24 protein-coding genes are annotated in these 26,360 nt (G+C 46.3%); 19 read left to right on the top strand and 5 right to left on the bottom strand.

Going from position 1 to position 26,360, the window contains the following annotated elements; all coding sequences use genetic code 11:
* Nucleotides 1-482: 482 nt before the first annotated feature.
* Nucleotides 483-1,601, bottom strand: a complete 1,119-nt coding sequence (locus tag ACY3LV_RS06315) for an NADH-dependent flavin oxidoreductase (protein WP_464863546.1) — start codon at nucleotides 1,599-1,601, stop codon at nucleotides 483-485.
* 367 nt (nucleotides 1,602-1,968) lie between these two features.
* Between ACY3LV_RS06315 and ACY3LV_RS06310 the strand changes: the two genes are divergently transcribed.
* The 7 genes from ACY3LV_RS06310 (at nucleotide 1,969) to prpB (ending at nucleotide 9,575) form a co-directional block, all read left to right on the top strand.
* A complete protein-coding gene (locus tag ACY3LV_RS06310) occupies nucleotides 1,969-2,700 on the top strand; it encodes a glycerophosphodiester phosphodiesterase (RefSeq protein ID WP_333561606.1) in 732 nt (243 codons plus the stop codon).
* A gap of 127 nt (nucleotides 2,701-2,827) precedes the next feature.
* Nucleotides 2,828-4,009: an acetyl-CoA C-acetyltransferase gene (locus tag ACY3LV_RS06305; RefSeq protein ID WP_464863545.1), complete on the top strand. Its 1,182-nt coding sequence runs from the start codon at nucleotides 2,828-2,830 to the stop codon at nucleotides 4,007-4,009.
* A gap of 24 nt (nucleotides 4,010-4,033) precedes the next feature.
* Nucleotides 4,034-4,897, top strand: a complete 864-nt coding sequence (locus ACY3LV_RS06300; protein ID WP_464863544.1) for a 3-hydroxybutyryl-CoA dehydrogenase — start codon at nucleotides 4,034-4,036, stop codon at nucleotides 4,895-4,897.
* 26 nt (nucleotides 4,898-4,923) lie between these two features.
* Complete coding sequence (locus ACY3LV_RS06295) at nucleotides 4,924-6,057, top strand: acyl-CoA dehydrogenase (protein ID WP_464863543.1); 1,134 nt, start codon at nucleotides 4,924-4,926, stop codon at nucleotides 6,055-6,057.
* 37 nt (nucleotides 6,058-6,094) lie between these two features.
* Nucleotides 6,095-7,213: a citrate synthase gene (mmgD, locus tag ACY3LV_RS06290; RefSeq protein WP_464863542.1), complete on the top strand. Its 1,119-nt coding sequence runs from the start codon at nucleotides 6,095-6,097 to the stop codon at nucleotides 7,211-7,213.
* A 21-nt stretch (nucleotides 7,214-7,234) separates the two neighbouring features.
* On the top strand, nucleotides 7,235-8,653 hold the full coding sequence (locus ACY3LV_RS06285; RefSeq protein WP_464863541.1) for a bifunctional 2-methylcitrate dehydratase/aconitate hydratase: 1,419 nt from the start codon (nucleotides 7,235-7,237) through the stop codon (nucleotides 8,651-8,653).
* A 16-nt stretch (nucleotides 8,654-8,669) separates the two neighbouring features.
* Complete coding sequence (prpB, locus tag ACY3LV_RS06280) at nucleotides 8,670-9,575, top strand: methylisocitrate lyase (RefSeq protein ID WP_464863540.1); 906 nt, start codon at nucleotides 8,670-8,672, stop codon at nucleotides 9,573-9,575.
* A 42-nt stretch (nucleotides 9,576-9,617) separates the two neighbouring features.
* On the opposite strand, the gene ACY3LV_RS06275 is transcribed toward prpB, so the two are convergent.
* Complete coding sequence (locus tag ACY3LV_RS06275; protein ID WP_148962004.1) at nucleotides 9,618-9,854, bottom strand: DUF2627 domain-containing protein; 237 nt, start codon at nucleotides 9,852-9,854, stop codon at nucleotides 9,618-9,620.
* A gap of 151 nt (nucleotides 9,855-10,005) precedes the next feature.
* Between ACY3LV_RS06275 and ACY3LV_RS06270 the strand changes: the two genes are divergently transcribed.
* From ACY3LV_RS06270 to ACY3LV_RS06235, 8 genes are all read left to right on the top strand, one after another.
* Entirely contained in the window at nucleotides 10,006-12,084 is a 2,079-nt protein-coding gene (locus ACY3LV_RS06270) for a sigma 54-interacting transcriptional regulator (RefSeq protein WP_333561854.1), read from the top strand.
* A 124-nt stretch (nucleotides 12,085-12,208) separates the two neighbouring features.
* Nucleotides 12,209-13,108, top strand: a complete 900-nt coding sequence (yqiS, locus tag ACY3LV_RS06265) for a phosphate butyryltransferase (RefSeq protein WP_333561855.1) — start codon at nucleotides 12,209-12,211, stop codon at nucleotides 13,106-13,108.
* An 11-nt stretch (nucleotides 13,109-13,119) separates the two neighbouring features.
* A complete protein-coding gene (bcd, locus tag ACY3LV_RS06260; protein ID WP_333561856.1) occupies nucleotides 13,120-14,214 on the top strand; it encodes a branched-chain amino acid dehydrogenase in 1,095 nt (364 codons plus the stop codon).
* A gap of 18 nt (nucleotides 14,215-14,232) precedes the next feature.
* The gene (gene buk, locus ACY3LV_RS06255; RefSeq protein ID WP_464863539.1) at nucleotides 14,233-15,324 is read left to right on the top strand and encodes a butyrate kinase; all 1,092 of its coding nucleotides are present in this window, start codon (nucleotides 14,233-14,235) and stop codon (nucleotides 15,322-15,324) included.
* A 16-nt stretch (nucleotides 15,325-15,340) separates the two neighbouring features.
* Entirely contained in the window at nucleotides 15,341-16,765 is a 1,425-nt protein-coding gene (gene lpdA / locus ACY3LV_RS06250; RefSeq protein ID WP_464863538.1) for a dihydrolipoyl dehydrogenase, read from the top strand.
* Between the two features lie 21 nt (nucleotides 16,766-16,786).
* Nucleotides 16,787-17,779 carry a 3-methyl-2-oxobutanoate dehydrogenase subunit alpha gene (bfmBAA, locus tag ACY3LV_RS06245; RefSeq protein ID WP_010328314.1) on the top strand — a complete coding sequence of 331 codons (993 nt, stop codon included), beginning with the start codon at nucleotides 16,787-16,789 and terminating at the stop codon, nucleotides 17,777-17,779.
* Between the two features lie 13 nt (nucleotides 17,780-17,792).
* The gene (gene bfmBAB, locus ACY3LV_RS06240) at nucleotides 17,793-18,776 is read left to right on the top strand and encodes a 3-methyl-2-oxobutanoate dehydrogenase subunit beta (protein WP_087990651.1); all 984 of its coding nucleotides are present in this window, start codon (nucleotides 17,793-17,795) and stop codon (nucleotides 18,774-18,776) included.
* A 21-nt stretch (nucleotides 18,777-18,797) separates the two neighbouring features.
* Entirely contained in the window at nucleotides 18,798-20,072 is a 1,275-nt protein-coding gene (locus ACY3LV_RS06235) for a dihydrolipoamide acetyltransferase family protein (protein WP_464863537.1), read from the top strand.
* 57 nt (nucleotides 20,073-20,129) lie between these two features.
* Here ACY3LV_RS06235 and bmrR read toward each other — a convergent pair whose 3' ends face one another.
* The 3 genes from bmrR to ACY3LV_RS06220 all read right to left on the bottom strand — a co-directional run bounded on the left by bmrR (nucleotide 20,130) and on the right by ACY3LV_RS06220 (nucleotide 23,206).
* Nucleotides 20,130-20,969, bottom strand: coding sequence for a multidrug efflux transcriptional regulator BmrR (gene bmrR / locus ACY3LV_RS06230; protein ID WP_464863536.1), 840 nt, complete (start codon nucleotides 20,967-20,969; stop codon nucleotides 20,130-20,132).
* A 72-nt stretch (nucleotides 20,970-21,041) separates the two neighbouring features.
* Complete coding sequence (bmr, locus tag ACY3LV_RS06225) at nucleotides 21,042-22,211, bottom strand: multidrug efflux MFS transporter Bmr (protein ID WP_333561859.1); 1,170 nt, start codon at nucleotides 22,209-22,211, stop codon at nucleotides 21,042-21,044.
* A 101-nt stretch (nucleotides 22,212-22,312) separates the two neighbouring features.
* The gene (locus ACY3LV_RS06220) at nucleotides 22,313-23,206 is read right to left on the bottom strand and encodes a YegS/Rv2252/BmrU family lipid kinase (RefSeq protein ID WP_464863535.1); all 894 of its coding nucleotides are present in this window, start codon (nucleotides 23,204-23,206) and stop codon (nucleotides 22,313-22,315) included.
* 158 nt (nucleotides 23,207-23,364) lie between these two features.
* On the opposite strand from ACY3LV_RS06220, the gene brxB reads away from it, so the two are divergent.
* From brxB to artR, 4 genes are all read left to right on the top strand, one after another.
* Nucleotides 23,365-23,802 carry a bacilliredoxin BrxB gene (gene brxB, locus ACY3LV_RS06215; protein ID WP_148961992.1) on the top strand — a complete coding sequence of 146 codons (438 nt, stop codon included), beginning with the start codon at nucleotides 23,365-23,367 and terminating at the stop codon, nucleotides 23,800-23,802.
* A 267-nt stretch (nucleotides 23,803-24,069) separates the two neighbouring features.
* Nucleotides 24,070-24,837 carry an arginine ABC transporter substrate-binding protein ArtP gene (artP, locus tag ACY3LV_RS06210; protein WP_333561861.1) on the top strand — a complete coding sequence of 256 codons (768 nt, stop codon included), beginning with the start codon at nucleotides 24,070-24,072 and terminating at the stop codon, nucleotides 24,835-24,837.
* 80 nt (nucleotides 24,838-24,917) lie between these two features.
* Nucleotides 24,918-25,577 carry an arginine ABC transporter permease ArtQ gene (artQ, locus tag ACY3LV_RS06205; RefSeq protein WP_333561862.1) on the top strand — a complete coding sequence of 220 codons (660 nt, stop codon included), beginning with the start codon at nucleotides 24,918-24,920 and terminating at the stop codon, nucleotides 25,575-25,577.
* Nucleotides 25,570-26,292: an arginine ABC transporter ATP-binding protein ArtR gene (gene artR, locus ACY3LV_RS06200; protein WP_464863534.1), complete on the top strand. Its 723-nt coding sequence runs from the start codon at nucleotides 25,570-25,572 to the stop codon at nucleotides 26,290-26,292. The genes artQ and artR overlap by 8 nt, the downstream gene beginning before the upstream one ends.
* Nucleotides 26,293-26,360: the final 68 nt, after the last annotated feature.

Raw genomic sequence — 26,360 nt, 5'->3', positions numbered from 1 at the left:
TATCAAGCGATGATTAAATCAAACGTCTTTTATTTATTGGTTCGCGCTGATAAATAGGAGGCGCTTTTGTTTTGGGGATATATATTAATATGAAGCATCTTTGGATGTAGTGATACATGTGTTTGACATGTATGGACTGTTGATGGCGGCATTTCCCCTTGGGTTTTATGTTAATTCGAACTTCATTACAGAATCAGGCGCTCTGATTGACCTTATCTCATGTACAGCACGATTTCATCTGTTGGAGAATCAAAGCCAAGCAATCAGAATCAAATTGAAACCCTTTCTCCTGTCGAATCGTAAGTGAAGAAGCATTTATGAATAAAGGAGACGTACGATGAAAAAGTAAAAAGCAAGAAAGTGTGACGGCCTTCTTCTGAATTTGCTTTCCGAAGCGGCTGGCGAGCTCCTACCCTTGCTGTTTAGATGTTTACATAAACTATTTTTTTAGACTGCCGAATCGTTTCGGCAGTCTCCTCACATTAATCTTTATAAGGCACCCAGCCAGGCGTGTTCACAATGGCTTGCCATAGCGGTTCAGGTAAATGATATTTTTCTTTATCTGTGCCTTTGATTACGGTTTCGATTTGTTTTTCCCGGCCTTCTTTTACTTTCACAGTCCAGTCAGGGTCAACTAAAATTTCGCGTCCCATTGCGACTAGCGGAATGCCGCTTTCGATCACGGCCAGCGCGTCATCTGCGGAATGAATGGAACCGACGGCGATCAGCGGCACTTTGTTTCCGACACGTTCATTCAATAAGTCCATGCGTGTGCGATCCGGATCTGCACCGCGGCGCGCATTTGAGTTCACGTCCATCAGTGAGATATGGAGGTAATCCAATTCTTTATCCCCTAAAGCATCAACAAGTGTAAAGGTTTCAGTCATTGTTAATCCTGGTGTCTCAGGCTCTTCCGGAGACAAGCGATAGCCCACTAAGAACGCGCCCCTTGCATGTTCTGCAACAGCTTTTTTCACTTCATCGACAATAGCAAGCGGGAAGGCTAATCGTTTTTCATCGCTTCCTCCCCAGCGGTCTGTGCGTTGATTGGTTTTCGGAGAATAAAACTGCTGGATCAAGTATCCGTTCGCGCCGTGAATTTCGACACCGTCAAAGCCGGCTTCAATGGCGCGTCTTGTCGCTTCTCCAAATGCCTTTACGATATTTTCCGTTTCTTCTTCTGTTAAAGCGCGGACAATTTGCTTGCCGTTATCAAATACGTCACTTGGCGCTACGACATCTTGTTGCGGAACGAGCTCAGACGGGCATTCAATGCCGCCGTGGTGAATTTGCACAACGGCTTTAGCACCTTGCGCCTGAATGGCTTGCGCTAATTTTTTTAAACCTGGAATGTTCGAGTCATCATGGATGGCCGGCTGCCCGGGAAATGCTTTTCCGTCCGGTGTGACGTTTGCGCAGGCTGTAATCACCATTCCCATCTCCTTTGAGCGGGGGATGATGTAGTCAAGCTCTGCTTCAGATATCGTACCGTCTTCATTAGAAGCGTAATGAGTCATGGGTGCTACTGTGATCCGGTTGTCGATTGTAACGCCGCTTTTAAACGTAAATGGTTCAAACAGCGGTTTATACTTAGGGTTCATTTGATCATCTTCTTTCGTTTGGATTCGCAAATATTCTAGCCTATATATAAAAATTAATGCAATTGATCTGCTTTACCGGCTGAATATCTTGAGTTACAGCGAGGTATTTTCTCCGCTCCTTTTCGGGGTCCTTGAAGGTTTAAGTAAAGACCGCAGCAGCCAGAGGAGAACGAATTTTTCATGGCTTTAACTTCTGTAAAGAAATATTCTTTTTCGCGAAATATCAGCAAAAGGCCGCGGATGCGACTGTCAATGGCATTGATTCTTATTACGAACAGTAGATTATGATATAGCCTTAACCCTAGAGTGGAAGCACTAAAAACAGTATAATGGAGAAAACAGGAAACTTTAGGGCTGAGGTGAAACGATGACAAACATTTTTGCCCATCGGGGGGCATCTGGCCAATTTCCCGAAAATACAATGCTAGCATTTGAAAAAGGAATTGAAGCCGGAGCGGATGGGATAGAGCTTGATGTGCAGCTGGCAAAAGACGGACGTATTGTTGTGATCCATGATGAAAGGCTTGACCGGACGACATCGCTTAAAGGCTTCGTGAAGGATACAGCGTATGATGTGATAAAGACTGCGAATGCGGCTGCTGGTCACGGTCGAACATACAGTGATGTCCAAGTGCCGCTGCTAGAAGACGTTTTCTCGTGGGCGGAAAAAAAGGATTTTCTCATTAACATTGAATTAAAAAACAGTGTGATCCGATATGAAGGCATGGAAGAAAAGTTGCTGGAGTCAGTGAAGCGATTCAAAATAGAGGAAAGAGTGATCCTGTCCACATTTAACCATGAAAGCTTGGCGTTATGCGGACGGCTCGCTCCCCATATTGAACGGGCGGTGTTGACTTCAGATGTGCTTTATCAGGCTGACCGGTATATCACATCGATTCCGGCTTCCGGCTATCACCCTAAGCTGAACAGCCCGGGGACCGCGGAAGAAGTACTGAAAAAAATGAGGAACAGTTCGATCAAGGTAAGGCCGTATACAGTCAATCGGCCGGAAGATATGAAGTGTCTCTTTGAAGCGGGGGCGGACGGCATTTTCACTGATTTTCCTGCAGAGGCTTTGGCATTGCTGAAAAATAAATAGTTGTTTTAGAAGGAGGCTGTTGGCGCAGCCTTCTTTTTTCATTCATTCAAGCCCGTTACTAAGCATACATTCATAGAAGACAACTAGAAATTGTAAGCGCTGTCTATCTTCTGAATGAGGTGAAACCATGAGGAAAACAGTCATTGTAAGTGCCGCAAGAACACCATTTGGCAAGTTCGGCGGAGCGTTGAAAGAGGTGAAAGCTGCGGAGCTTGGAGGCATTGCGATAAAGGAGGCGTTGCATCGCGCTGGAGTCTCTGGAGACGAGGTTGAAGGAACTGTCATGGGCATGGTTGTCCAAGCTGGCTCTGGACAGATACCTTCCCGTCAAGCTTCCCGTCTGGCTGGAATGCCTTGGCGTGTGCCGTCAGAAACGCTGAATAAAGTCTGCGCATCCGGGCTGCGTGCTGTCACGTTATGTGATCAAATGATTCGTGCGCAAGATGCAGATATTCTTGTGGCCGGGGGAATGGAAAGCATGAGCAATATTCCGTATGCCGTTCCCGCCGGGCGTTGGGGAGCGCGGATGGGAGACGGTGAGCTTAGGGACTTAATGGTTTATGACGGGTTAACGTGCGCGTTTGACGAGGTGCATATGGCCGTTCACGGAAATACGGCAGCCAAGGAATATGGGATCTCACGCGGGGAGCAGGATGAATGGGCGCTAAGAAGTCATGCGCGGGCAGCTAAGGCTGCTGATGAAGGAAAGTTTCAAGATGAAATCGTTCCCGTCAGCTGGATCGGACGAAAAGGTAAAACAAACATAGTTGACAAAGATGAAGCGATTCGCCTTGACACAAGTCTGGATCAACTTGCGAAACTTTCTCCGATTTATACAAGTGACGGTACCGTCACAGCCGGCAATGCTCCCGGGGTCAATGACGGGGCCGGCGCGTTCGTACTGATGTCTGAGGAAAAAGCTGCTAAGCTTGGCAAGCGGCCTCTGGCTACTATTCTTGGTTTTTCAACGATGGGAATGCAAGCGCACGAGCTGGCGGCAGCTCCAGGATTTGCAATCAACAAGCTGCTGAAAAAGAACGGTTTAACCGTTCAAGATATTGATTTGTTTGAAGTAAATGAAGCGTTTGCATCTGTTGTTTTGACATGTGAAAAAATCGTCGGTCTCGATCTTGAAAAAGTAAATGTGAATGGCGGTGCGATCGCGCTTGGCCACCCGATCGGCGCAAGCGGAGCTAGAATTCTTATGACGCTTGTTTATGAATTAAAGCGCCGGGGAGGGGGACTGGGCGTTGCCGCCATTTGCAGCGGTGCGGCTCAGGGGGACGCTGTCTTAGTGCGGGTTCATTAAAACATGACGGAAAAGGGGATCTTAATGGAAATCAAACAAATCATGGTAGTCGGCGCAGGACAGATGGGAAGCGGAATTGCTCAAACAGCTGCTGGCGCAGGTTTTTATGTGCGGATGTACGATGTGAATCCGGAGGCTGCGGAGGCAGGATTGAAACGGTTGACGAAACATCTGATCCGTGATGCTGAGAAGGGAAGAAAGACCGAAGCTGAAGTGAATAGTGTGATCAGCCGCATTTCACTCTCTCAAACGCTTGAGGAGGCAAAACATGCGGACATTGTGATTGAAGCTATCGCAGAAAACATGGCGGCGAAAACCGAAATGTTTAACACACTTGATCACATATGCCCTCCTCATACGATTTTGGCCAGTAATACATCTTCCTTGCCTATTACAGAAATCGCTGCTGTGACAAACCGCCCTGAACGAGTCATTGGCATGCATTTTATGAATCCTGTCCCTGTGATGAAGCTGGTTGAAGTGATTCGCGGCTTGGCTACATCAGAGGAAACGGCCTTAGATGTTATGGGATTAGCGGAAAAGATGGGGAAAACACCGGTAGAAGTCAATGATTTTCCGGGGTTTGTTTCCAACCGCGTGCTTCTTCCAATGATTAATGAAGCCATCTATTGCGTGTATGAGGGGGTGGCGAAGCCCGAGGCAATAGACGAGGTGATGAAGCTGGGTATGAACCATCCGATGGGACCGCTTAGACTAGCGGATTTTATCGGGCTTGATACGTGTTTATCGATTATGGAAGTTCTTCATTCCGGCCTTGGCGATTCCAAGTATCGTCCTTGTCCGCTGCTTCGCAAATACGTCAAAGCGGGCTGGCTCGGCAAAAAGAGCGGACGCGGCTTTTATCAATATGTGGAGAGGACTTTCTGAAGTTCATTTCATCCGGGGGTGGCGAGTTGAATGAAACCCAAGAGCAAGTCATGATGCGAAAAATGGTGCGTGATTTTGCCCGAAAAGAAATTGCTCCCGCTGCGAAAATCATGGAGGAAACGGACGAATTTCCGTTTCAGCTGATCAAAAAAATGGGTGAACACGGCCTGATGGGAATACCGTTGCCGGAACGATACGGCGGCGCTGGGGCGGATGTTGTTTCTTATATTTTGGCGATTCATGAGATTTCTAAAATCAGCGCGGCTGTCGGTGTCATTCTTTCCGTTCATACCTCGGTCGGCACCAATCCTATTGTTTACTTCGGAAACGAAAAACAGAAGAGTAAATATATCCCGAAGCTTGCTTCAGGAGACCATTTGGGCGCATTTGCACTGACGGAGCCTCACTCAGGGTCGGATGCAGGAAGCCTCCGCGCTACAGCTATCAAAAAGAACGGCACATACCTATTAAATGGATCAAAAATATTTATTACGAACGGCGGAGCCGCCGATGTCTATATCACTTTTGCTTTAACAGCTCCGGATCAAGGCAGGCACGGGATTTCCGCTTTTATCGTTGAAAAAGACACCCCCGGTTTTACCGTTGGAAAAAAAGAAAGAAAACTGGGGCTCTATGGCTCCAATACTACGGAACTGATTTTTGACAATGCAGAAGTGCCTGAAGAAAATTTGCTTGGCAAAGAGGGTGATGGCTTTACCATTGCCATGGCGAATTTAAATGTCGGCCGCATCGGCATTGCGGCACAGGCGCTCGGTATTGCAGAGGCGGCTCTTGAACATGCCGTTGCTTACGCGAAGCAGCGGGTGCAATTTGGGAGGCCTATCGCAGCCAATCAAGGTATATCATTTAAGCTGGCTGATATGGCGACAAGGGCAGAGGCGGCAAGGCATCTTGTCTACCACGCCGCAGACCTTCATAACCGCGGTTTGTCCTGTGGAAAAGAAGCATCTATGGCTAAACAATTTGCTTCCGATTCCGCGGTGATGGCGGCGTTAGACGCCGTCCAAATTTACGGGGGATATGGCTATATGAAGGATTACCCGGTTGAGCGGCTGCTTCGCGATGCAAAGGTGACGCAAATCTATGAAGGAACGAACGAGATTCAAAGACTGATTATTTCCAAGCATCTGCTTGGTTAAATCCGATCGACAAAAACGCAAAACGGAGGTTGAGGATATGCAGGAGAAAAAGCATTATTCTCCGGGTTTGGACGGTGTGGTTGCGGCAGAAACTCAAATTTCTTATCTTGACACGCAGTCCAGCAAGATTTTGATACGAGGCTATGATTTAATCGATCTTTCTAAAACAAAAAGCTATCTGGAGCTTATCCATTTATTGCTGGAGGGCAGGCTGCCGGAAGAAAGTGAAACGGAAACGCTGGAAAGAAACATAAACAGGGCATCAGACCTGCCGGCAGATCATCTCCGTCTCCTTGAACTGCTCCCTGAGCACACTCATCCGATGGATAGTCTGCGGACCGGACTGTCTGCTCTTGCCGGCTATGACCGGCAAATTGATGATCGTTCTCCTTCCGCAAACAAAGAACGCGCCTATCAGCTTCTGGGGAAAATGCCTGTCCTCACTGCTGCCAGCTATAGGATCATCAATAAGAAAGAGCCGATTCTTCCGCTTAAAACCCTATCCTACAGTGCGAATTTTTTATATATGATGACTGGGAAATTGCCGTCCTCACTGGAAGAACGCATTTTTGACCGGTCCCTCATCCTGTACAGTGAACATGAAATGCCGAATTCAACCTTTACCGCCAGAGTCATCGCTTCTACACAGTCAGATCTTTATGGCGCTTTGACAGGAGCTGTAGCCTCTCTGAAAGGGAATCTTCACGGAGGAGCAAACGAAGCAGTGATGTATATGCTTTTGGAGGCGAAAACACCGTCCGATTTTGAGCAGCTTCTGCAATCAAAACTGCAAAGAAAAGAAAAAATTATGGGGTTCGGCCACCGAGTGTATATGAAAAAAATGGACCCGAGAGCACTCATGATGAAAGAGGCGCTGCAGCAATTATGCGATAAAGCCGGTGATCATCGTTTATATGAGATGTGTGAAGCAGGCGAGCGGCTGATGGAGAAGGAAAAAGGGCTTTACCCGAATTTGGATTACTACGCTGCCCCGGTGTACTGGATGCTCGGCATACCGATACCTTTGTATACGCCTGTCTTTTTCAGTGCGAGAACGTCTGGTTTATGCGCCCACGTGATCGAACAGCATTCCAATAACCGTCTCTTTCGTCCCCGTGTCAGTTATTTGGGCCCGCGGCATCAGGCCGAATCTTAAATCATGAAAGGAACTGGTAGAATGCTGAAAACCGATCATGTCATTGAAGAAATCACAGACTATGTGCTTGAGAAAGAGATTACAAGCTCCGAGGCGTTTACAACAGCGGGGCATGTGTTGCTGGATACGCTGGGCTGCGGGATTTTGGCGCTCCGGTATCCCGAATGCACCAAGCTGCTCGGCCCGATTGTTCCCGGAACGACTGTGCCGAATGGGAGCAAAGTGCCGGGAACGTCATATGTTCTCGATCCTGTGAGAGCGGCGTTTAATATCGGCTGCATGATTCGCTGGCTCGATTACAACGATACGTGGCTGGCGGCGGAGTGGGGGCATCCGTCCGATAATTTGGGAGGAATCCTTGCGGCTGCTGATTATGTATCAAGAGTAAGGCTGTCTGAAGGGAACGAACCTTTAACAGTACGCGACGTACTTGAAATGATGATCAAAGCACATGAAATTCAAGGCGTGCTTGCTTTAGAAAACAGCTTAAACCGAGTTGGCCTTGATCATGTGCTGTTTGTCAAAGTCGCTACAGCTGCTGTTGCAGCAAAGCTCTTGGGCGGCGGAAGAGAAGAAATCAAAAATGCGCTTTCAAATGCATGGATTGACAATGCAGCCTTGAGGACATACCGGCATTCACCGAATACCGGTTCGCGCAAATCGTGGGCGGCAGGAGACGCAACGAGCAGAGGAGTTCATTTGGCGCTGATGGCGCTAAAAGGGGAAATGGGCTATCCGACAGCTTTGAGCGCACCGGGGTGGGGCTTCCAAGACGTTTTATTCAATAAACAAGAGATTAAACTCGCCCGCCCGCTCGACGTTTATGTCATGGAAAATGTGTTATTTAAAGTGTCCTATCCTGCGGAATTTCACGCTCAGACAGCGGCAGAGTGCGCCGTCATTCTTCATCCGCAGGTAAAGGGCCGGATTGATGAGATTGACCGTGTTGTCATCAGAACGCATGAATCCGCTATCCGAATCATTGATAAAAAAGGCCCGCTTCACAATCCGGCAGATCGTGATCACTGCCTCCAATACATCGCAGCAATCGGATTGCTTTTTGGTGATATCACCGCGCAACATTATGAGGCTGAAACAGCGAGTGATCCAAGAATAGATAAACTTCGGGATAAGATGGAAGTGACTGAAAATAAAACATATACCGAGGATTACCTGAAACCCGACAAGCGTTCCATTTCAAATGCAGTTCAAGTTCATTTTAAAGACGGAACGAACACGGAAATGGTGGAATGTGAATTTCCGCTCGGCCATCGTTTTCGAAGAGACGAGGCAGTGCCGAAGCTGCTGGAAAAGTTTTCTGCCAATCTTAAAACCCATTTCTCTGATAAACAGCAAAAACACATTTATAAGCGCTGTACCAGCTATGAGACATTACAAACGATGCGTGTAAATGAATTCATAGATATGTTCTGCATGTAAAAGGAGGACTTACGTCATGTCGTGGATCGTCAATAAGCAATCGTCACAAGAAGAGCTTGCCGTTCGTTTCCGCAAGCTGATGTCAGCGCCGGACATTTTGCAGATTCCCGGCGCTCATGACGGGATGGCCGCCTTGCTTGCGAAAGAGGCTGGTTTTTCTGCTGTTTATTTGTCTGGTGCGGCATATACAGCCAGCAGGGGGCTCCCTGATTTAGGGATCATCACGTCAACAGAAATGGCTGATCGAGCCAAGGATCTTGTGCGTGCAGCTGATCTGCCTCTTCTTGTTGATATAGATACGGGATTCGGCGGTGTGTTAAATGCCGCCCGAACCGCCCGTGAGATGCTTGAAGCCAGGGTAGCCGCCGTTCAAATAGAAGACCAGCATCTTCCGAAAAAATGCGGGCATTTAAATGGCAAACAGCTTGTCTCGATAAATGAAATGGCGCAAAAAATAAAAGCGATCAAACAAGCGGCGCCCTCCCTTGTCGTTGTTGCCCGTACTGATGCCAGGGCGCAGGAAGGGCTTGACGCCGCGGTGAAGCGCTCAGCGGCTTACATTGAGGCTGGAGCGGACGCGATTTTTCCGGAAGCGCTTCAGACGGAGAACGAATTCCGCCAGTTTGCTGAACGCATTTCCGTTCCGCTCCTTGCGAATATGACCGAATTTGGGAAAACGCCGTATTATCGTGCCGATGAATTCGAAGCTATGGGGTTTCACATGGTGATATATCCTGTCACATCGCTTCGAGCGGCGGCAAAAGCTTATGCACGGCTATTTGATTTGATTAAGGAGCGCGGCTCACAAAAAGAAGGGCTTCATCATATGCAGACACGAAAAGAACTGTACGAGACGATTTCTTATTATGACTATGAAACGTTAGATAAAACGATTGCCAAGACCGTTTTGCCTGACGAATAGTGCGGTCAAAAAAAGCCGGAGTGTTCTCCGGCTTTTTTGCAGCTATCGTTTTCTGAATCGCGGGCTGACTTGATGGCGTTTTCTGTCCCTGTATAAAACGAACCCTGCCAGCACATAAAGGCCGAACGCAAAAAAGATCAACCCTGACAAACCTTGGAGCCACAGAGCTGCAAATGGCTTTACACTATGACCGAAAAGTGTATCTCTCATCAGTTTAATGCCTAAAGCGGATATGGCGCCGGGGACGACTAATATCAAAAGCGCAAGAAGTCGGCTCATCCTCAGAAAACCCCTTTATCTTTCATTTTCTTTATTGTCCAGCGGTAAAAATATTTTGTCAAGAGAAGAAAACGTGGTAACATAGGGTTGTGCAAATTGTTGCAACGGAATAAATAGGTGTGCAAATTTTTTCATACAAAGGGGTAGCGGGATGCAAAAGGTACTGATTGTAGGTGCCGGCAAAAGGGGAACGGCGTTATTACATATTCTGATCAAAACAGCCATCATAGAGGTCATTGCCGTAGTTGACAAAGACCCCGAGGCGCCGGGATTGAAAGAAGCAGAACAGTATGGGATTGCCGTTTCATCTGATTGGAAACCTTACATACAACAAAAACCGGATATCGTCATTCATACCACCGGCGATCAAACCGTGTTTGACGAACTCCTTCAAGAAAAGCATGAAGAGACCATTATTATGCCGGGAAAAATGGCGTACATCGTTTTTCAGCTGATGGAAGAAAAGCAGCACCTGATTCAAATGTTGAAAGAGCAAACATACAAACACGACCGAATTTTTAATTCTACCCATGACGGGATGATTTTTATTGATATCAATGAAGAAATCATTCTCTTTAACCATATGGCCGAAAAAATGGTCGGGAAAAAACGCGAGGAAGTCATCGGACGCCCGATAAAAGAAGTCATTCCGAGCACGAAGTTGCCGCGGATTTTAAAAACAAGAGTGCCTGAATACAACCAGAAGCAGCTTTTGGGCGATCATTTGCAAATTGTGACAACGAGGCTGCCGATTATTGATGAAGGCGGACGTTTGCTCGGGGCGCTTTGTGTGTTTAAAGATATCACCGATGCTGTTGAGCTGGCAGAGGAAGTGACAAACTTAAAGCAGGTCCGTACGATGCTGGAGGCGATTATTCAATCCTCCGATGAGGCGATTTCTGTCGTTGATGAAAACGGCATCGGACTCCTGATTAATAAAGCGTATACGAAAATGACAGGGCTCTCCGAAAAAGAAGTCATCGGCAAGCCTGCCAACACTGATATTTCTGAAGGCGAAAGCATGCATTTAAAGGTGCTTGAAACGAGACGCCCTGTCCGCGGTGTCAGAATGAAGGTCGGCCCGAATGAAAAAGAGGTCATCGTCAATGTAGCGCCGGTGATTGTAGACGGGATTTTGAAAGGCAGCGTCGGTGTGATTCACGACGTGACCGAAATTAAAATGCTGACAGCGGAGCTTAACCGGGCCAGACAAATCATTCGCACACTTGAGGCGAAATACACGTTTGACGACATTATCGGCAAAAGTGAGCAAATGCTGGTTGCGCTTGAACAGGCCAAGCTCGGGGCGAAAACGCCGGCAACCATTTTGCTGCGCGGGGAATCAGGAACAGGAAAAGAACTGTTCGCCCATGCCATCCATAACGAAAGCGACCGGAAGTACAATAAATTTATTCGGGTGAATTGTGCTGCCCTTTCTGAAAACCTGCTCGAATCAGAATTGTTCGGTTATGAGGATGGTGCGTTTTCAGGAGCGAAGCGTGGCGGTAAAAAGGGTTTATTTGAAGAAGCCAATAACGGCAGTATTTTCTTAGATGAAATCGGCGAACTGACACAAAATATGCAGGCGAAATTGCTTCGCGTCCTTCAAGAAAAGGAAATCGTCAGAGTGGGCGGTACGAAGGCGATTCCTGTCAACGTCAGAGTGATCGCGGCGACAAATGTAAATATCGAAAAGGCGATGGCGGATGGTGCGTTCCGTGAAGACTTGTATTACCGGATCAACCGCTACCCCATCTCCATCCCGCCATTGCGGCAGCGGCTGGAAGACATTGAGGCACTAAGCGTCAGGCTTATCCAAAAGATTAACCGGGATTACGGCAGGAATGTAAAGGGGCTCTCGCAGCAAGCTTTGCGTGCCTTATCCGCTTATCATTGGCCTGGGAATGTCCGCGAATTGGAAAATGTCCTTGGACGAGCCATGATTTTTCTGAATCCGCATATGGAATGGATTGAAAAAGATCACTTGCCTGTATTCGAAGTTGAACAAAAAGAAAGTGACCCAGAACAGGGTGCAGGCTTTGATTTTCCGAATATTGAAGGCGAGAAGCTGTCTGTTGCAGTAGAAAAATTTGAAGCGCATTTGATCCAGCAAACGCTCGAGAAGCATCATTATAACCGGACAAAAACAGCGAAAGCCCTCGGAGTCAGCATACGGAATTTATATTACAAAATGGATAAATATGGCCTTGCAAATGAAGGCATGCAATAATTTGCAGAATAAACGCAAACATCTGCACGATTTTTTCAATACATCTGGTATGACAGTACGCTGAGGAGCTGGCATGGAACTTGCATAATAAAAGGCGGAGTCGAAACAAGAAGGGTGGTAACAGATGAAGCTGAAAGATTTGATCGGTAAAGCGTCGATGTACAAAAACAAGACTATTGCGGTTGCTCATGCTGAGGATGAGGAAGTGATCCGGGCTGTAAAGCTGGCAGCCGAGCACCTATCTGCCCGTTTTTTGTTAATGGGCGACAGCAAAAAACTGAACGATCTGACATCATCTATGCAAGGGGATCAAGTGGAAATCGTTCATGCCGATACGCCTGAAGAATCGGCAAAATTAGCGGTTCGTGCTGTGCATCACAAAACAGCGGACGTGTTAATGAAAGGGAATGTGCCGACTTCTGTTTTGCTTAAAGCGGTATTGAACAGACAGGAGGGGCTTCGGCAATCCAATGTCCTTTCCCACGTAGCTGTGTTTGATATACCGGACTTTGACAGGCTGATGTTTGTGACAGATTCGGCAATGAATATTGCTCCTTCACTTGAAGAGCTTCGGCAGATTTTGCAAAATGCCGTTCATGTGGCCCGTGCAGTAGGGAACAATATGCCAAAAGCAGCTGCTCTGGCAGCGGTCGAAACGGTAAACCCGAAAATGGAAGCGACAGTAAATGCAGCTGCTCTTGCTCAAATGTGCAAAAGAGGCCAGATTAAAGGCTGTATTGTTGATGGGCCGTTTGCTTTGGATAACGCAGTCTCGCAAATTGCCGCTGCCCAGAAAAAGATTTCGGGAGACGTAGCGGGCAGCGCTGATATCCTTCTCGTCCCAACAATTGAGGCCGGCAATATTTTATATAAATCACTGATTTATTTTGCGAAGGCCAGCGTGGCGGCTGTCATTACGGGGGCAAAAGCGCCGATTGCCTTAACGAGCAGAGCGGACTCCGCTGAAAATAAACTGTATTCCATTGCGCTCGCGATATGCGCATCAGAAGAATACACACATTAGGAGGAACGAACATGGAACTTTTTAAATATATGGAGAAATACGATTACGAACAATTGGTATTTTGCCAAGATGAACAATCCGGCTTAAAAGCGATTATCGCGATTCATGATACAACGCTCGGTCCGGCACTTGGCGGAACGAGAATGTGGACGTATGAAAATGAAGAAGCGGCGATTGAAGACGCGCTCAGGCTGGCAAGAGGCATGACCTATAAAAACGCGGCGGCAGGCTTAAACCTTGGCGGCGGAAAAACAGTGATTATCGGTGATCCCCGCAAAGATAAAAATGAGGAAATGTTCCGCGCGTTTGGCCGTTATATTCAAGGTTTGAACGGCAGGTATATTACAGCTGAAGATGTGGGCACAACGGTTGAGGATATGGACATCATTCATGATGAAACAGACTATGTCACAGGGATTTCTCCTGCTTTCGGATCTTCAGGAAATCCATCCCCAGTTACGGCTTACGGCGTGTACAGAGGTATGAAAGCTGCTGCTAAAGCTGCTTTCGGTACTGACTCTCTCGAAGGAAAAACCATCGCTGTACAGGGTGTAGGGAACGTAGCCTATAACCTATGCCGCCACCTTCATGAAGAAGGGGCAAACTTAATCGTGACCGATATCAATAAACAATCAGTACAGCGCGCAGTTGCAGATTTTGGCGCCCGCGCGGTTGATCCGGATGAGATTTATTCACAAGACTGTGATATTTATGCGCCGTGTGCACTCGGTGCGACAATCAACGACGACACCATTAAACAGCTGAAGGCGAAAGTCATCGCGGGTGCGGCCAACAACCAATTAAAAGAAACACGCCATGGCGATCAAATTCACGAAATGGGCATCGTTTACGCGCCGGATTATGTCATTAACGCGGGCGGCGTCATCAACGTGGCAGATGAGCTTTACGGCTATAATGCAGAACGTGCATTGAAGAAAGTTGAAGGCATTTACGGCAATATTGAGCGTGTACTTGAAATTTCTCAGCGTGATGGTATTCCGACGTATTTAGCGGCTGACCGCTTGGCAGAGGAACGGATTGAACGCATGCGCCGCTCAAGAAGCCAGTTTTTGCAAAACGGCCACAGTGTATTAAGCAGACGTTAAGAAATTGATCTGGAGGTTATGAAAGTGTTACATGATGAAAAACGCATTCTCACTATTAATCCAGGCTCAACTTCAACGAAAATCGGTGTTTTTCATAACGAACGAGGCATTTTTGAAAAAACATTGAGACACAACATAGAAGAGCTACAGCGATTTGACCATATTATTGATCAGTATGAATTTCGCAAAAAACATATTCTTGAAACGCTTCATGAACAGGGAATCAATATTTCAAAGTTTGATGCAGTCTGCGCCAGAGGCGGTCTTCTCCGGCCGATTGAAGGCGGAACGTATGAAGTGAATGATGACATGATTGAGGACTTGAAAAGCGGCTACGCCGGCCAGCATGCTTCGAATCTAGGCGGCATTATCGCGCGGGAAATCGCTGACGGGCTGAATATCCCTTCATATATCGTCGATCCTGTTGTCGTAGATGAAATGTCAGTGCTCGCAAAAATCTCAGGCATGCCTGAGATTGAACGGAAAAGCATTTTTCATGCGTTAAATCAAAAAGCTGTCGCCCGTAAGGCGGCAGCCTCTCTCGGCAAACGATATGAGAACATGAAAATGATTGTTACCCATATGGGCGGCGGTATTACAATTGGCGTCCATGACCGCGGGCGGGTGGTCGATGTCAATAACGGCCTTCACGGAGAGGGGCCATTCAGCCCTGAACGTGCAGGAACAGTGCCTGCGGGAGATCTCGTCGATTTATGTTATTCAGGACAGTATACAAAAGAAGAAATCATGAAAAAACTGGTGGGCACTGGCGGGCTTTTGGGCTATCTCGGTACGAATGACGCAGTAAAAGTGGAACAGATGATTCAGGGGGGCGATGAAAAAGCCCGCTTCATTTTTGATGCCATGGCGTATCAGGTAGCGAAGGAAATCGGGGCAGCCAGCGCGGCATTAAAAGGCGAAGTGGAAGCGATTGTGCTGACGGGCGGCTTGGCATACGGCAAAAGCTTTGTTTCCAGTATCAGCTCATACATAGATTGGATTTCAGACGTTTTAGTCTATCCGGGAGAAAATGAACTGCAGTCTCTTGCCCAAGGGGCGCTCAGGGTATTGCTGGGCGAAGAGCAATCCAAACAATATCGTATTGAATAGACAGGAGTGAGTCACCATGGCAACTGAGTATGACGTAGTCATTTTGGGCGGCGGTACCGGCGGTTATGTTGCGGCGATTAGAGCCGCTCAGCTTGGCTTAAAGACAGCCGTTGTGGAAAAGGAAAAACTCGGGGGAACATGTCTGCATAAAGGCTGTATCCCGAGTAAAGCGCTGCTGAGAAGCGCAGAGGTATACCGGACAGCTCGTGAATCCGATCAATTCGGAGTAGAAACGGCAGGCGTGTCCCTCAACTTTGAAAAAGTGCAGCGGCGCAAACAAGCTGTTGTTGATAAGCTGGCGGCCGGTGTGAATCATTTAATGAAAAAAGGAAAAATCGACGTGTTCAACGGATATGGCCGTATCCTCGGACCGTCCATTTTCTCTCCGCTGCCGGGAACGATTTCTGTTGAGCGGGGAAATGGCGAAGAAAATGACATGCTGATTCCGAAACAAGTCATCATTGCAACAGGATCAAGACCGAGAATGCTTCCGGGTTTGGAAGCGGACGGAAAATCTGTATTGACATCGGATGAGGCGCTCCAAATGGAGGAGCTGCCAAAATCGATCATCATCGTCGGCGGCGGCGTGATCGGGATCGAATGGGCGTCTATGCTTCATGATTTTGGTGTGGAGGTAGCAGTTATTGAATATGCGGATCGCATATTGCCGACTGAAGATCAAGACATTTCAAAAGAAATGGAAAGTCTTCTTAAGAAAAAAGGCATTCAGTTCGTCACAGGGGCAAAAGTGCTGCCTGACACAATGACAAAAACGGCAGGCGACATCAGCATACAAGCGGAAAAAGACGGAGAAACCGTCACTTACTCTGCTGAAAAAATGCTTGTTTCAATTGGCAGACGGGCAAATATCGAAGGCATCGGCATTGAAAATACTGATATTGTCACTGAAAATGGCGTTATTTCAGTCAATGAAAGCTGCCAAACGAAGGAATCTCACATTTATGCAATCGGGGACGTAATCGGAGGTCTTCAATTAGCTCACGTCGCATCGCATGAAGGAATCATTGCTGTTGAGCATATTGCTGGACTCAATCCGCATCCGCTTGATCCAACGCTTGTACCGAAGTGCATCTACTCAAGCCCTGAAGCTGCCAGTGTGGGTTTAACCGAAGAAGAAGCGAAGGCGAACGGGCATAATGTCAAGATCGGCAAGTTCCCATTTATGGCAATTGGAAAAGCGCTTGTATACGGAGAAAGCGATGGATTTGTAAAAATCGTAGCGGATCGTGACACGGATGATATTCTCGGTGTGCATATGATCGGCCCTCACGTCACCGACATGATTTCAGAAGCAGGTCTTGCCAAAGTGCTGGACGCAACGCCGTGGGAGGTCGGGCAAACAATTCACCCGCATCCGACGCTTTCTGAAGCGATTGGAGAAGCAGCGCTTGCCGCAGACGGCAAAGCCATTCATTTTTAAAAGCATAAAGGAGGGGCTTGAATGAGTACAAACCGACATCAAGCACTAGGGCTGACTGATCAGGAAGCCGTTGATATGTATAGAACCATGCTGTTAGCAAGAAAAATCGATGAAAGAATGTGGCTGTTAAACCGTTCTGGAAAAATTCCATTCGTAATCTCTTGTCAAGGACAGGAAGCAGCGCAGGTAGGGGCGGCTTTTGCTCTTGACCGTGAAATGGATTATGTACTGCCGTACTACAGAGACATGGGTGTAGTGCTCGCATTTGGCATGACAGCAAAAGACTTAATGATGTCCGGGTTTGCCAAAGCTGCAGATCCAAACTCAGGAGGGCGCCAAATGCCGGGACATTTCGGCCAAAAGGAAAACCGGATCGTGACAGGATCGTCTCCAGTTACAACGCAAGTGCCGCACGCGGTCGGCATTGCGCTTGCGGGGCGTATGGAGAAAAAGGATGTTGCGGCCTTTGTTACATTTGGTGAAGGCTCTTCAAATCAAGGCGATTTCCATGAAGGGGCAAACTTTGCCGCTGTCCATAAGCTGCCGGTTATTTTCATGTGTGAAAATAACAAATACGCAATCTCTGTGCCTTACGATAAGCAAGTCGCATGTGAGAACATTTCCGACCGTGCCGTAGGCTATGGAATGCCTGGCGTAACTGTGAATGGAAATGATCCGCTGGAAGTTTATCAAGCGGTCAAAGAAGCACGCGAACGGGCGCGCAGAGGAGAAGGCCCGACATTAATTGAAACAATTTCTTACCGCCTTACACCGCATTCCAGTGATGACGATGACAGCAGCTACAGAGGCCGTGAAGAAGTAGAGGAAGCGAAAAAAAGCGATCCCCTGCTTACTTATCAAGCTTACTTAAAGGAAACAGGCCTGCTGTCCGATGAGACAGAACAAACCATGCTGGATGAAATGATGGCCATCATAAACGAAGCGACGGATGAAGCGGAGAACGCCCCTTATGCAGCTCCTGAGTCAGCGCTTGATTATGTGTATGCGAAGTAGGGAGGAAGAACAAATGTCAGTAATGTCATATATTGATGCAATCAATTTGGCGATGAAAGAAGAAATGGAACGAGACCCTCGCGTTTTCGTCCTTGGGGAAGATGTAGGGAGAAAAGGCGGTGTATTTAAAGCGACAGCCGGCCTCTACGAACAATTTGGAGAAGAGCGTGTGATGGATACGCCGCTTGCTGAATCTGCGATTGCCGGAGTCGGCATCGGAGCGGCTATGTACGGGATGAGACCAATTGCTGAAATGCAGTTTGCTGATTTTATTATGCCGGCGGTCAACCAAATTATTTCTGAAGCGGCTAAAATCCGCTACCGCAGCAACAATGACTGGAGCTGTCCGATTGTCGTCAGAGCGCCATACGGCGGAGGCGTGCACGGGGCCCTTTATCATTCTCAATCAGTCGAAGCGATTTTTGCCAATCAGCCCGGACTGAAAATTGTCATGCCATCAACCCCATATGACGCGAAAGGACTTTTAAAAGCCGCGGTTCGTGATGAAGATCCGGTGCTGTTTTTTGAGCACAAACGCGCGTACCGTCTGATAAAAGGTGAGGTTCCGGCAGACGATTATGTCCTGCCAATCGGCAAGGCTGATGTCAAACGGGAAGGCGACGACATCACAGTGATCACATATGGCCTGTGTGTCCACTTCGCGTTACAGGCTGCAGAGCGTCTCGAAAAAGATGGAATTTCAGTGCATGTAGTAGATTTAAGAACGGTTTATCCGCTTGATAAAGAAGCAATCATCGAAGCCGCATCCAAAACCGGTAAGGTGCTTTTGGTTACAGAAGATACAAAAGAAGGCAGCATCATGAGTGAGGTGGCCGCAATTATATCTGAACATTGTCTCTTCGACTTAGACGCGCCGATTAAACGGCTTGCGGGTCCCGATATTCCGGCTATGCCTTATGCGCCGACAATGGAAAAATACTTTATGCTCAACCCTGATAAAGTGGAAGCGGCGATGAGAGAGTTAGCGGAGTTTTAAAGACGTAAGGAGGACACAATCATGGCAATTGAACAAATGACGATGCCGCAGCTTGGAGAAAGCGTGACGGAAGGGACGATCAGCAAATGGCTAATTGCCCCCGGTGATAAAGTGAACAAATACGATCCGATAGCGGAAGTCATGACAGATAAGGTCAATGCAGAGGTTCCATCTTCTTTTACCGGTACGATAACAGAGCTTGTGGGAGAAGAAGGCCAGACCCTGCAAGTCGGAGAAATGATCTGCAAAATCGAAACAGAAGGCGGGAATCCGTCTCAACAAAAACAAGAGCAGCCAGAGGCGTCAGCAGCAGCTGAGACGCCTGCCGCAGAAAGCCGCTCCGAAGCAGACAGTCAGCCCAATAAAAAGCGCTACTCGCCAGCTGTACTCCGTTTGGCCGGAGAGCACGGCATTGATCTTGATCAAGTGACAGGATCAGGTGCGGGCGGACGCATTACGCGAAAAGATATTCAGCGCATCATTGAAACAGGCGGTGTGCAAAAGCGGCCTGAGGAGCCGACAACAGCAGCTCCTGCAGCAGAGTCTGCACCAAAAACAGAGCCGAAGGACGAGATTTCATATCCTGCGTCTGCATCGGGAGATAAAGAAATCCCTGTCACAGCTGTAAGAAAAGCAATTGCGTCCAATATGAAACGCAGCAAAACAGAAATTCCGCATGCTTGGACGATGATGGAAGTCGACGTCACAAATATGGTGGCATATCGCAACAGTATAAAACATTCATTCAAGCAGACAGAAGGCTTTAATATAACGTTCTTCGCCTTTTTTGTAAAAGCGGTCGCCCAGGCGTTAAAAGAATTCCCGCAAATGAATAGCATGTGGGCGGGAGACAAAATCATTCAGAAAAAAGATATCAATATTTCAATCGCTGTTGCCACAGAGGATTCTTTATTTGTTCCGGTGATTAAAAACGCTGATGAAAAGACAATTAAAGGCATTGCGAGAGAAATTAACGGCCTTGCTAAAAAAGTGAGAGAGGGGAATCTCTCAGCAGATGACATGCAGGGAGGGACGTTTACCGTCAACAATACAGGTTCGTTCGGATCTGTTCAGTCGATGGGTATCATCAATTACCCTCAAGCTGCGATTCTTCAAGTGGAATCCATCGTCAAGCGCCCGGTTGTCATGGATCATGGCATGATTGCTGTCAGAGACATGGTCAATCTGTGCCTGTCCTTGGATCACAGAGTGCTTGACGGCCTTGTGTGCGGACGATTCCTCGGACGAGTAAAACAAATTTTAGAATCGATTGACGAGAAAACATCTGTTTACTAATAAGCAGAAAGAGCATTTTTTGATACATAACTTCAAAAAATGCTCTTTTTTTATGCATCATGACTCAGCAATTCTGATTTTCATTTCGACCCGGTATTCCTCTTGTTTTTTCGGCGAGTAATGAATCGGTATGATTAACTCGTAAACATCACTGGCAACTGTTAATTGGCGGTCTATGATATACTTGATAAGCTTCTGTAAGTTGAGAAAATAATGCTCAGGTGAAAAATGATACGCGATGCAAACATATCTGCCTTTAGGGATCGTTGTGATTTCCATATCCGGCGTAACGGCGGATATTTGTTTATTCGTCAATACTGGCGTAAAGATATGGCGGTAAGTCATTTCATCAATGCTGGTGTACGGGAGAAACGAGAAAGTGGCACCGTAGCTATTGTTCGCAAATCCATCTGCTGATTCGATAAATGTTTTTAATTTGCTGTAGGAGGCGTTGAGCACGTTTTCAGGTCCGATTCCCTCTGCCCCTGTCTGAATGATGCGTGTTTCTTCTTCATCTAAAACAAACACCTCCCCGAGCGCAGGGTATTCTATCTGCCGTTTCATCCGCTTTTTCACCAGTGAAATGGTTTCTTCCAATGCTGATAAAAACTCCAATTTCTCCCTGATTTGCTTCTCCTGCTCTGTATAAAAAGCAAACAGTTCTTCCATCTCTAAGTCTTGTGCCTTTTTCATCTCTTCTAAAGGTGTGCCGATATATTTCAATGATTTGATGAGATCCAGATGATAAAGCTGGGAATCTGTATAATAGCGGTAGCTTGTATCCGGGTCGACATAGGCGGGTTTAAATAAATCAATTTTATCGTAATAACGGAGCGCTTTAATCGACACGTTTGCCAGTTTTGATACTTCTCCAATTGAGTAATACGATTCCTTCATGCCATCACTCCTTCTATGATCAGTATAATGAAAAAGCGCACTCTTTGCAGTATACAAAGAATACGCTTTTTATCACGTGCTGGCTTTAATATGTGCAGGCGCTTTCCAAGCAATGGTCAGCGCAATGCCTATGGCTAAAGTTACCGTTGCAAAGTAGAATGGATAGTTTACATCAATATCGAACAGCATTCCGCCGATAATAGGTCCGAATACATTGCCGATACTTGTAAACATTGAGTTCATACCGCCGGCAAATCCCTGTTCATTTCCCGCAATCTTTGACAGATAAGTCGTTACCGCCGGTCTCATGAGGTCGAATCCGACAAATACGGTGACAGTAACCAGCAGAATCGAAAAATAAGAATTCACGATTGTCAGCAAGAAAACCAGACTCGTTGAGATGATTAAGCTATACCGAATCAAATGGATTTCGCCAAACCACCTTGTAAAACGGTCGAATAAGACGACTTGCGTAATGGCGCCTACAATCGCACCTCCTGTAATCATAATGGCAATGTCGCTGGCCGTAAATCCAAATTTATGATCAACGAATAACGCAAATAACGATTCAAATGACGCTAAGCCAAAAGACGAAATCAAAATGATGAGAAAAGCAATGAAATACATGGGGGCAAAAATCCGTTTGAAGCCCGTCTTCTGCCCTTTTATGTCCTGATTCTCATGGTTTCGTTCCGGCTCGCGCAGCGTGAGCATTGATAAAATGGCTGCTAACAATGCAAAGGCTGCCGCAAAGAAAAAAGGCAGACGGGAATGAATTTCCGCTAAAAATCCCCCGATACCTGGGCCGATGATAAAGCCTGTTGAAATAGCGGCTGACATATAACCAAGCGCTTTCGGCCGTGTTTTAATGGTTGTGATATCTGCGATAAAAGCCGTGACCCCGGGCATAATGAAGGCGGCGCTGATCCCGCCAAGCATCCGGGAGATAAATAACATATCAACTGTTTTTCCGATGCCGAATAAAAACTCCGAAACACTAAAGAAAAACAGACCGATCACGATCATGATTTTACGTCCGAAGCGGTCAACCCATCGTCCGCCTATTGGTGAAACAATAAGCTGTGTAACAGCGAAGCACGCAACCATATAGCCGACTGCGGTTCCCGATAAATGCAATTCATTCATAATGGTAGGCGTTACCGGAATCACCAGCCCGATCCCCAAAAAAGCAATAAATAAATTAGTTAATAATATCGTTAAGGTCATATTTTGTTTCTTCATGTGACTTCCCCTTTTTCGAAAGTGTATCTCCTATACTGTAAGGCCTCCTCTTAGGGGAGAGTCAACGGATTTACATCATCTTTCTAACAGTGTTCCGGTCCTTATTCACTGCATGGGACAAGCATTTCAATGTGCTGCGGCAGGACTTGAATCACTGCGGGCGTATGAGTATAGACTTCTCCATCTGTATCCGCCTTTTGGGCGGTGTCTGTTTCAATTTCGATCCGGGCGGCTTGAATATAGGACAGCTCTCCGGCAAATTGGTCAATTGTGCCCTGTTCCATGCTCATCAGCTCCCGCAATGCGGAGAGGTTGGTGCTGCGGCAAATGAGGATATCGAGTAAGCCGTCTTCTATACTGGCATTCGGCAGGGGAATTCGGTTCGTTCCAATGTATTGTCCGTTCATCACAAGCAGCATAACGGCTTCTTCTTTCATTTCTTTTCCATCAATTCTTAATGTCATCGGGAACGATTCAGCAGATGAGACGGTTTTTAATGCACTTGTAAAATAGCTGATTTTTCCAAATAATGCTTTAGCCGTTTCGTTGATTTGATTCGACGTTTCTGTAATCAGGCCGATCCCCCAGAAATTTAAAAAATAATGCTCGTTCATTTGACATACATCTACGCTCGTTTTTGTTCCTGACAGAAGTGCTTCCGCCGCTTTTGCGAGATTTTGAGGGATGCCCAGCACTCTTGAAAAGTCATTGCACGTGCCGCCGGGCAAAATTCCGACAGCGGGTTTTCTTTCTAAAGCGCTGATGCCGTTAATGCATTGATGGACTGTGCCGTCGCCGCCGAGAATAAAGACGGTGTCGACAGAACCATCAATGGATTGGCAAAAATGAAACGCATCATCCTTATTCTTTGTTTGTCTAATGATCACCTCATCTAAATGTTGTGATAAGACCGGCACCACAGCTCCTAATGCTTTTTCTATATGTTTGTTGCCGGCATTTTCGTTATGAATCAATAATGCTTTCCGATGGCTCATACAAAACTGCTCCTTTATTTTACATCTGGTTATATCATCCCCTTTTTCTGTAAGCTGTAAACTAATAGAAAAAAGTGTACGGTCAAGCAATGTCATTTGCCGATATAGACGTTTCCTTGCTATGATAAGAACAGATGATAAAAAAGGAGAGGTCTTCATTGAACATGGACTTTAATTTATTTATGAATGATATTGTCCGCCAAGCGAGACAAGAAATTACAGCTGCCGGATACACTGAGCTGAAAACAGCTGAAGAGGTGGATGAGACACTTGCGAAAAAAGGAACGACGTTAGTCATGGTAAACTCTGTGTGCGGATGTGCCGGAGGAATTGCAAGACCGGCCGCATACCATTCTGTTCACTATGATAAAAGACCTGATCAGCTCGTTACCGTCTTTGCCGGACAGGATAAAGAAGCGACAGCGCGAGCGCGTGACTATTTTGAAGGATATCCGCCATCTTCCCCATCCTTTGCGATTTTGAAAGACGGAAAAATCATGAAAATGGTCGAGCGCCATGAAATTGAAGGCCATGAGCCGATGGCAGTTGTGGCGAAGCTTCAAGAAGCTTTTGAAGAATATTGTGAAGAAGTATAAGACGAACAACCCGGGTGCCTAAGTGGCTCGGGTTTTTTTGTGCATAAAATGCCCTGAAGATATGAATAATTATTAAGGGATTATTCAATTAGATTGTACAGTGAATCTATTTTCCTTAAGTAATATCAAAAAGATATCGTTGGAAAAATAAGCTTAAAGATAATTTTTTAAAATACTATTGCATAAAAATAAGAAACTGTTTAAAATACAAATTAACGAATAAATATTCAAATACACTAAAAGTAATGAATATGGGGGAAATGGATCATGAAAAAATGGCTCTTATTACTTGTAGCTGCCTGCATCACTTTAGCACTATCCGCTTGCGGCTCAAGCAATTCAGGTTCAGAAGGCGGCAAGAAAAAATTAATTATGGGAACTTCGGCGGATTACAAACCGTTTGAATATAAAGAAGGCGATCAAATTGTCGGCTTTGATGTAGATTTGGCAAAAGCGCTGGCGAAGAAGACGGGCTACGAAATTGAAGTGCAGGATATGGATTTCAACAGCTTAATCACAGCGCTGAAATCAAAACAGGTGGATCTGGTTCTGTCAGGAATGACTCCGACGCCTGATCGTAAAAAACAAGTTGATTTTTCCGATGTGTACTATACAGCGAACCATATGATTGTCAGCAAAAAAGACAGCGGCATTCAATCTCTGAAAGACCTGAAAGGAAAGACAGTCGGCGTTCAGCTTGGCTCTATTCAGGAAGAGAAGGGGAAAGAGCTTTCTCCGGAATATGGTTTTAAAACAGAAGACCGCAACAGAATTTCTGATTTGGTGCAGGAAATCAAATCAGACCGCTTTGAAGCCGCGATTATCGAAGACATGGTAGCAGAAGGGTATTTCGAGTCAAACGACGACCTGCAAGGCTTCGTGATTCCTGATGCCAAAGCGGAGGAAGCCGGTTCAGCGATTGCTTTCAGAAAGGACAGTGAACTGACAGACAAATTCAATAAAGCGCTCAAGGAAATGGAAGATAACGGAGAACTTGAGAAATTGAAGAAAAAATGGTTCACTGGTGAGAAGTAAGAAAAGCGGCTCAACTTTTTCGTTGAGCCTTTTTATTGAATAGGAAATCTTTTTTCCTGTAAGAAAAGGAGACAAAGACTATGAATTTGGATTTTTCAGCAACGATCCCCCAAATTCCTTTTATATTAGAAGGTTTGGCAATTACTTTGAAAATTGTCGTCGTATCAGCCATTATCGGACTTATATTCGGTATTGTGCTAAGCTTATGCAAGATCAGCACGTTCCGCCCGCTGGTCTGGATCGCTGATTTTTACACATCAGTGTTCCGCGGCACGCCTTTAGTGCTGCAGCTTATGATTGTCTATTTCGGGCTTCCTCAGCTGCTCGGATTTCAAATTGACCAGTTTTGGGCAGCGGTTGTCGCATTGTCATTGAATTCCGCCGCTTATGTATCGGAAATTATCAGAGCCGGAATCAACGCCATTGATAAAGGCCAAAGGGAAGCGGCTGTCGCACTGGGGGTTCCGTACGGCAAAATGATGAAGGATCTCCTGTTGCCGCAGGCTTTTAAAAATATATCACCTGCAATTTTGAATGAATTAATTACATTAACAAAAGAATCGGCGATCGTCACTGTTATCGGGCTTGGTGATGTTATGAGACGCGCATATCAAGCTGGCGCCGCCACGTACAATTACCTTGAGCCGCTCATTATCGCCGGATTGATTTATTATGTGCTTGTCCTGATTTTAACGTTTATCGGCAAGGCTGTAGAAAGGAAGCTGAAATCCAATGATTAAGGTTGAACAGCTGTCAAAATCATTTGGGAAACATGAAGTACTAAAAGACATTTCAACAACAATCTCTGAAGGTGAGGTTGTTGCCGTGATTGGCCCTTCAGGCTCAGGCAAATCAACGTTCCTTCGCTGTTTAAACCTGTTGGAAAAACCCAACGGCGGCACCATTACAATCAAAGACAAAGAGATCACGAAGCAGAAAACCAACACATTAAAGGTCCGGGAAAACATCGGGATGGTTTTTCAGCATTTTCATCTCTTTCCGCACAAAACAGTTCTCGAAAATATTATGTACGCGCCTGTCAATGTCAAAAAAGAATCAAAACAGGCTGCGCAGGAAAAAGCCGAAGAGCTGCTCCGTAAAGTCGGTTTGTTTGAAAAGCGAAATGACTATCCAAACCGCTTATCAGGCGGGCAAAAACAGCGTGTCGCCATCGCCCGGGCTCTTGCGATGAATCCGGACATCATGCTGTTTGACGAACCGACCTCTGCACTTGATCCGGAGATGGTCAAAGAAGTGCTCCAGGTGATGAAAGAGCTGGTTGAAACCGGTATGACCATGGTGATTGTCACGCATGAAATGGGCTTCGCAAAAGAAGTGGCAGACCGCGTGCTGTTTATGGATCAGGGAATGATTGTCGAGGACGGCAATCCGAAAGAATTTTTTCTATCGCCAAAATCCAAAAGAGCGCAGGACTTTTTAGAAAAAATATTATAGAATATAGAAAAAAGAAGAAGGCTTTATCGCTTCTTCTTTTTTATTGAAGAAACAAATAGAAATGGAGT

This window comes from Bacillus sp. 11C, from assembly GCF_055486375.1.
Note: the sequence above shows the minus strand (reverse complement) of the source record. Positions and strands in the feature narration are given on the sequence as shown.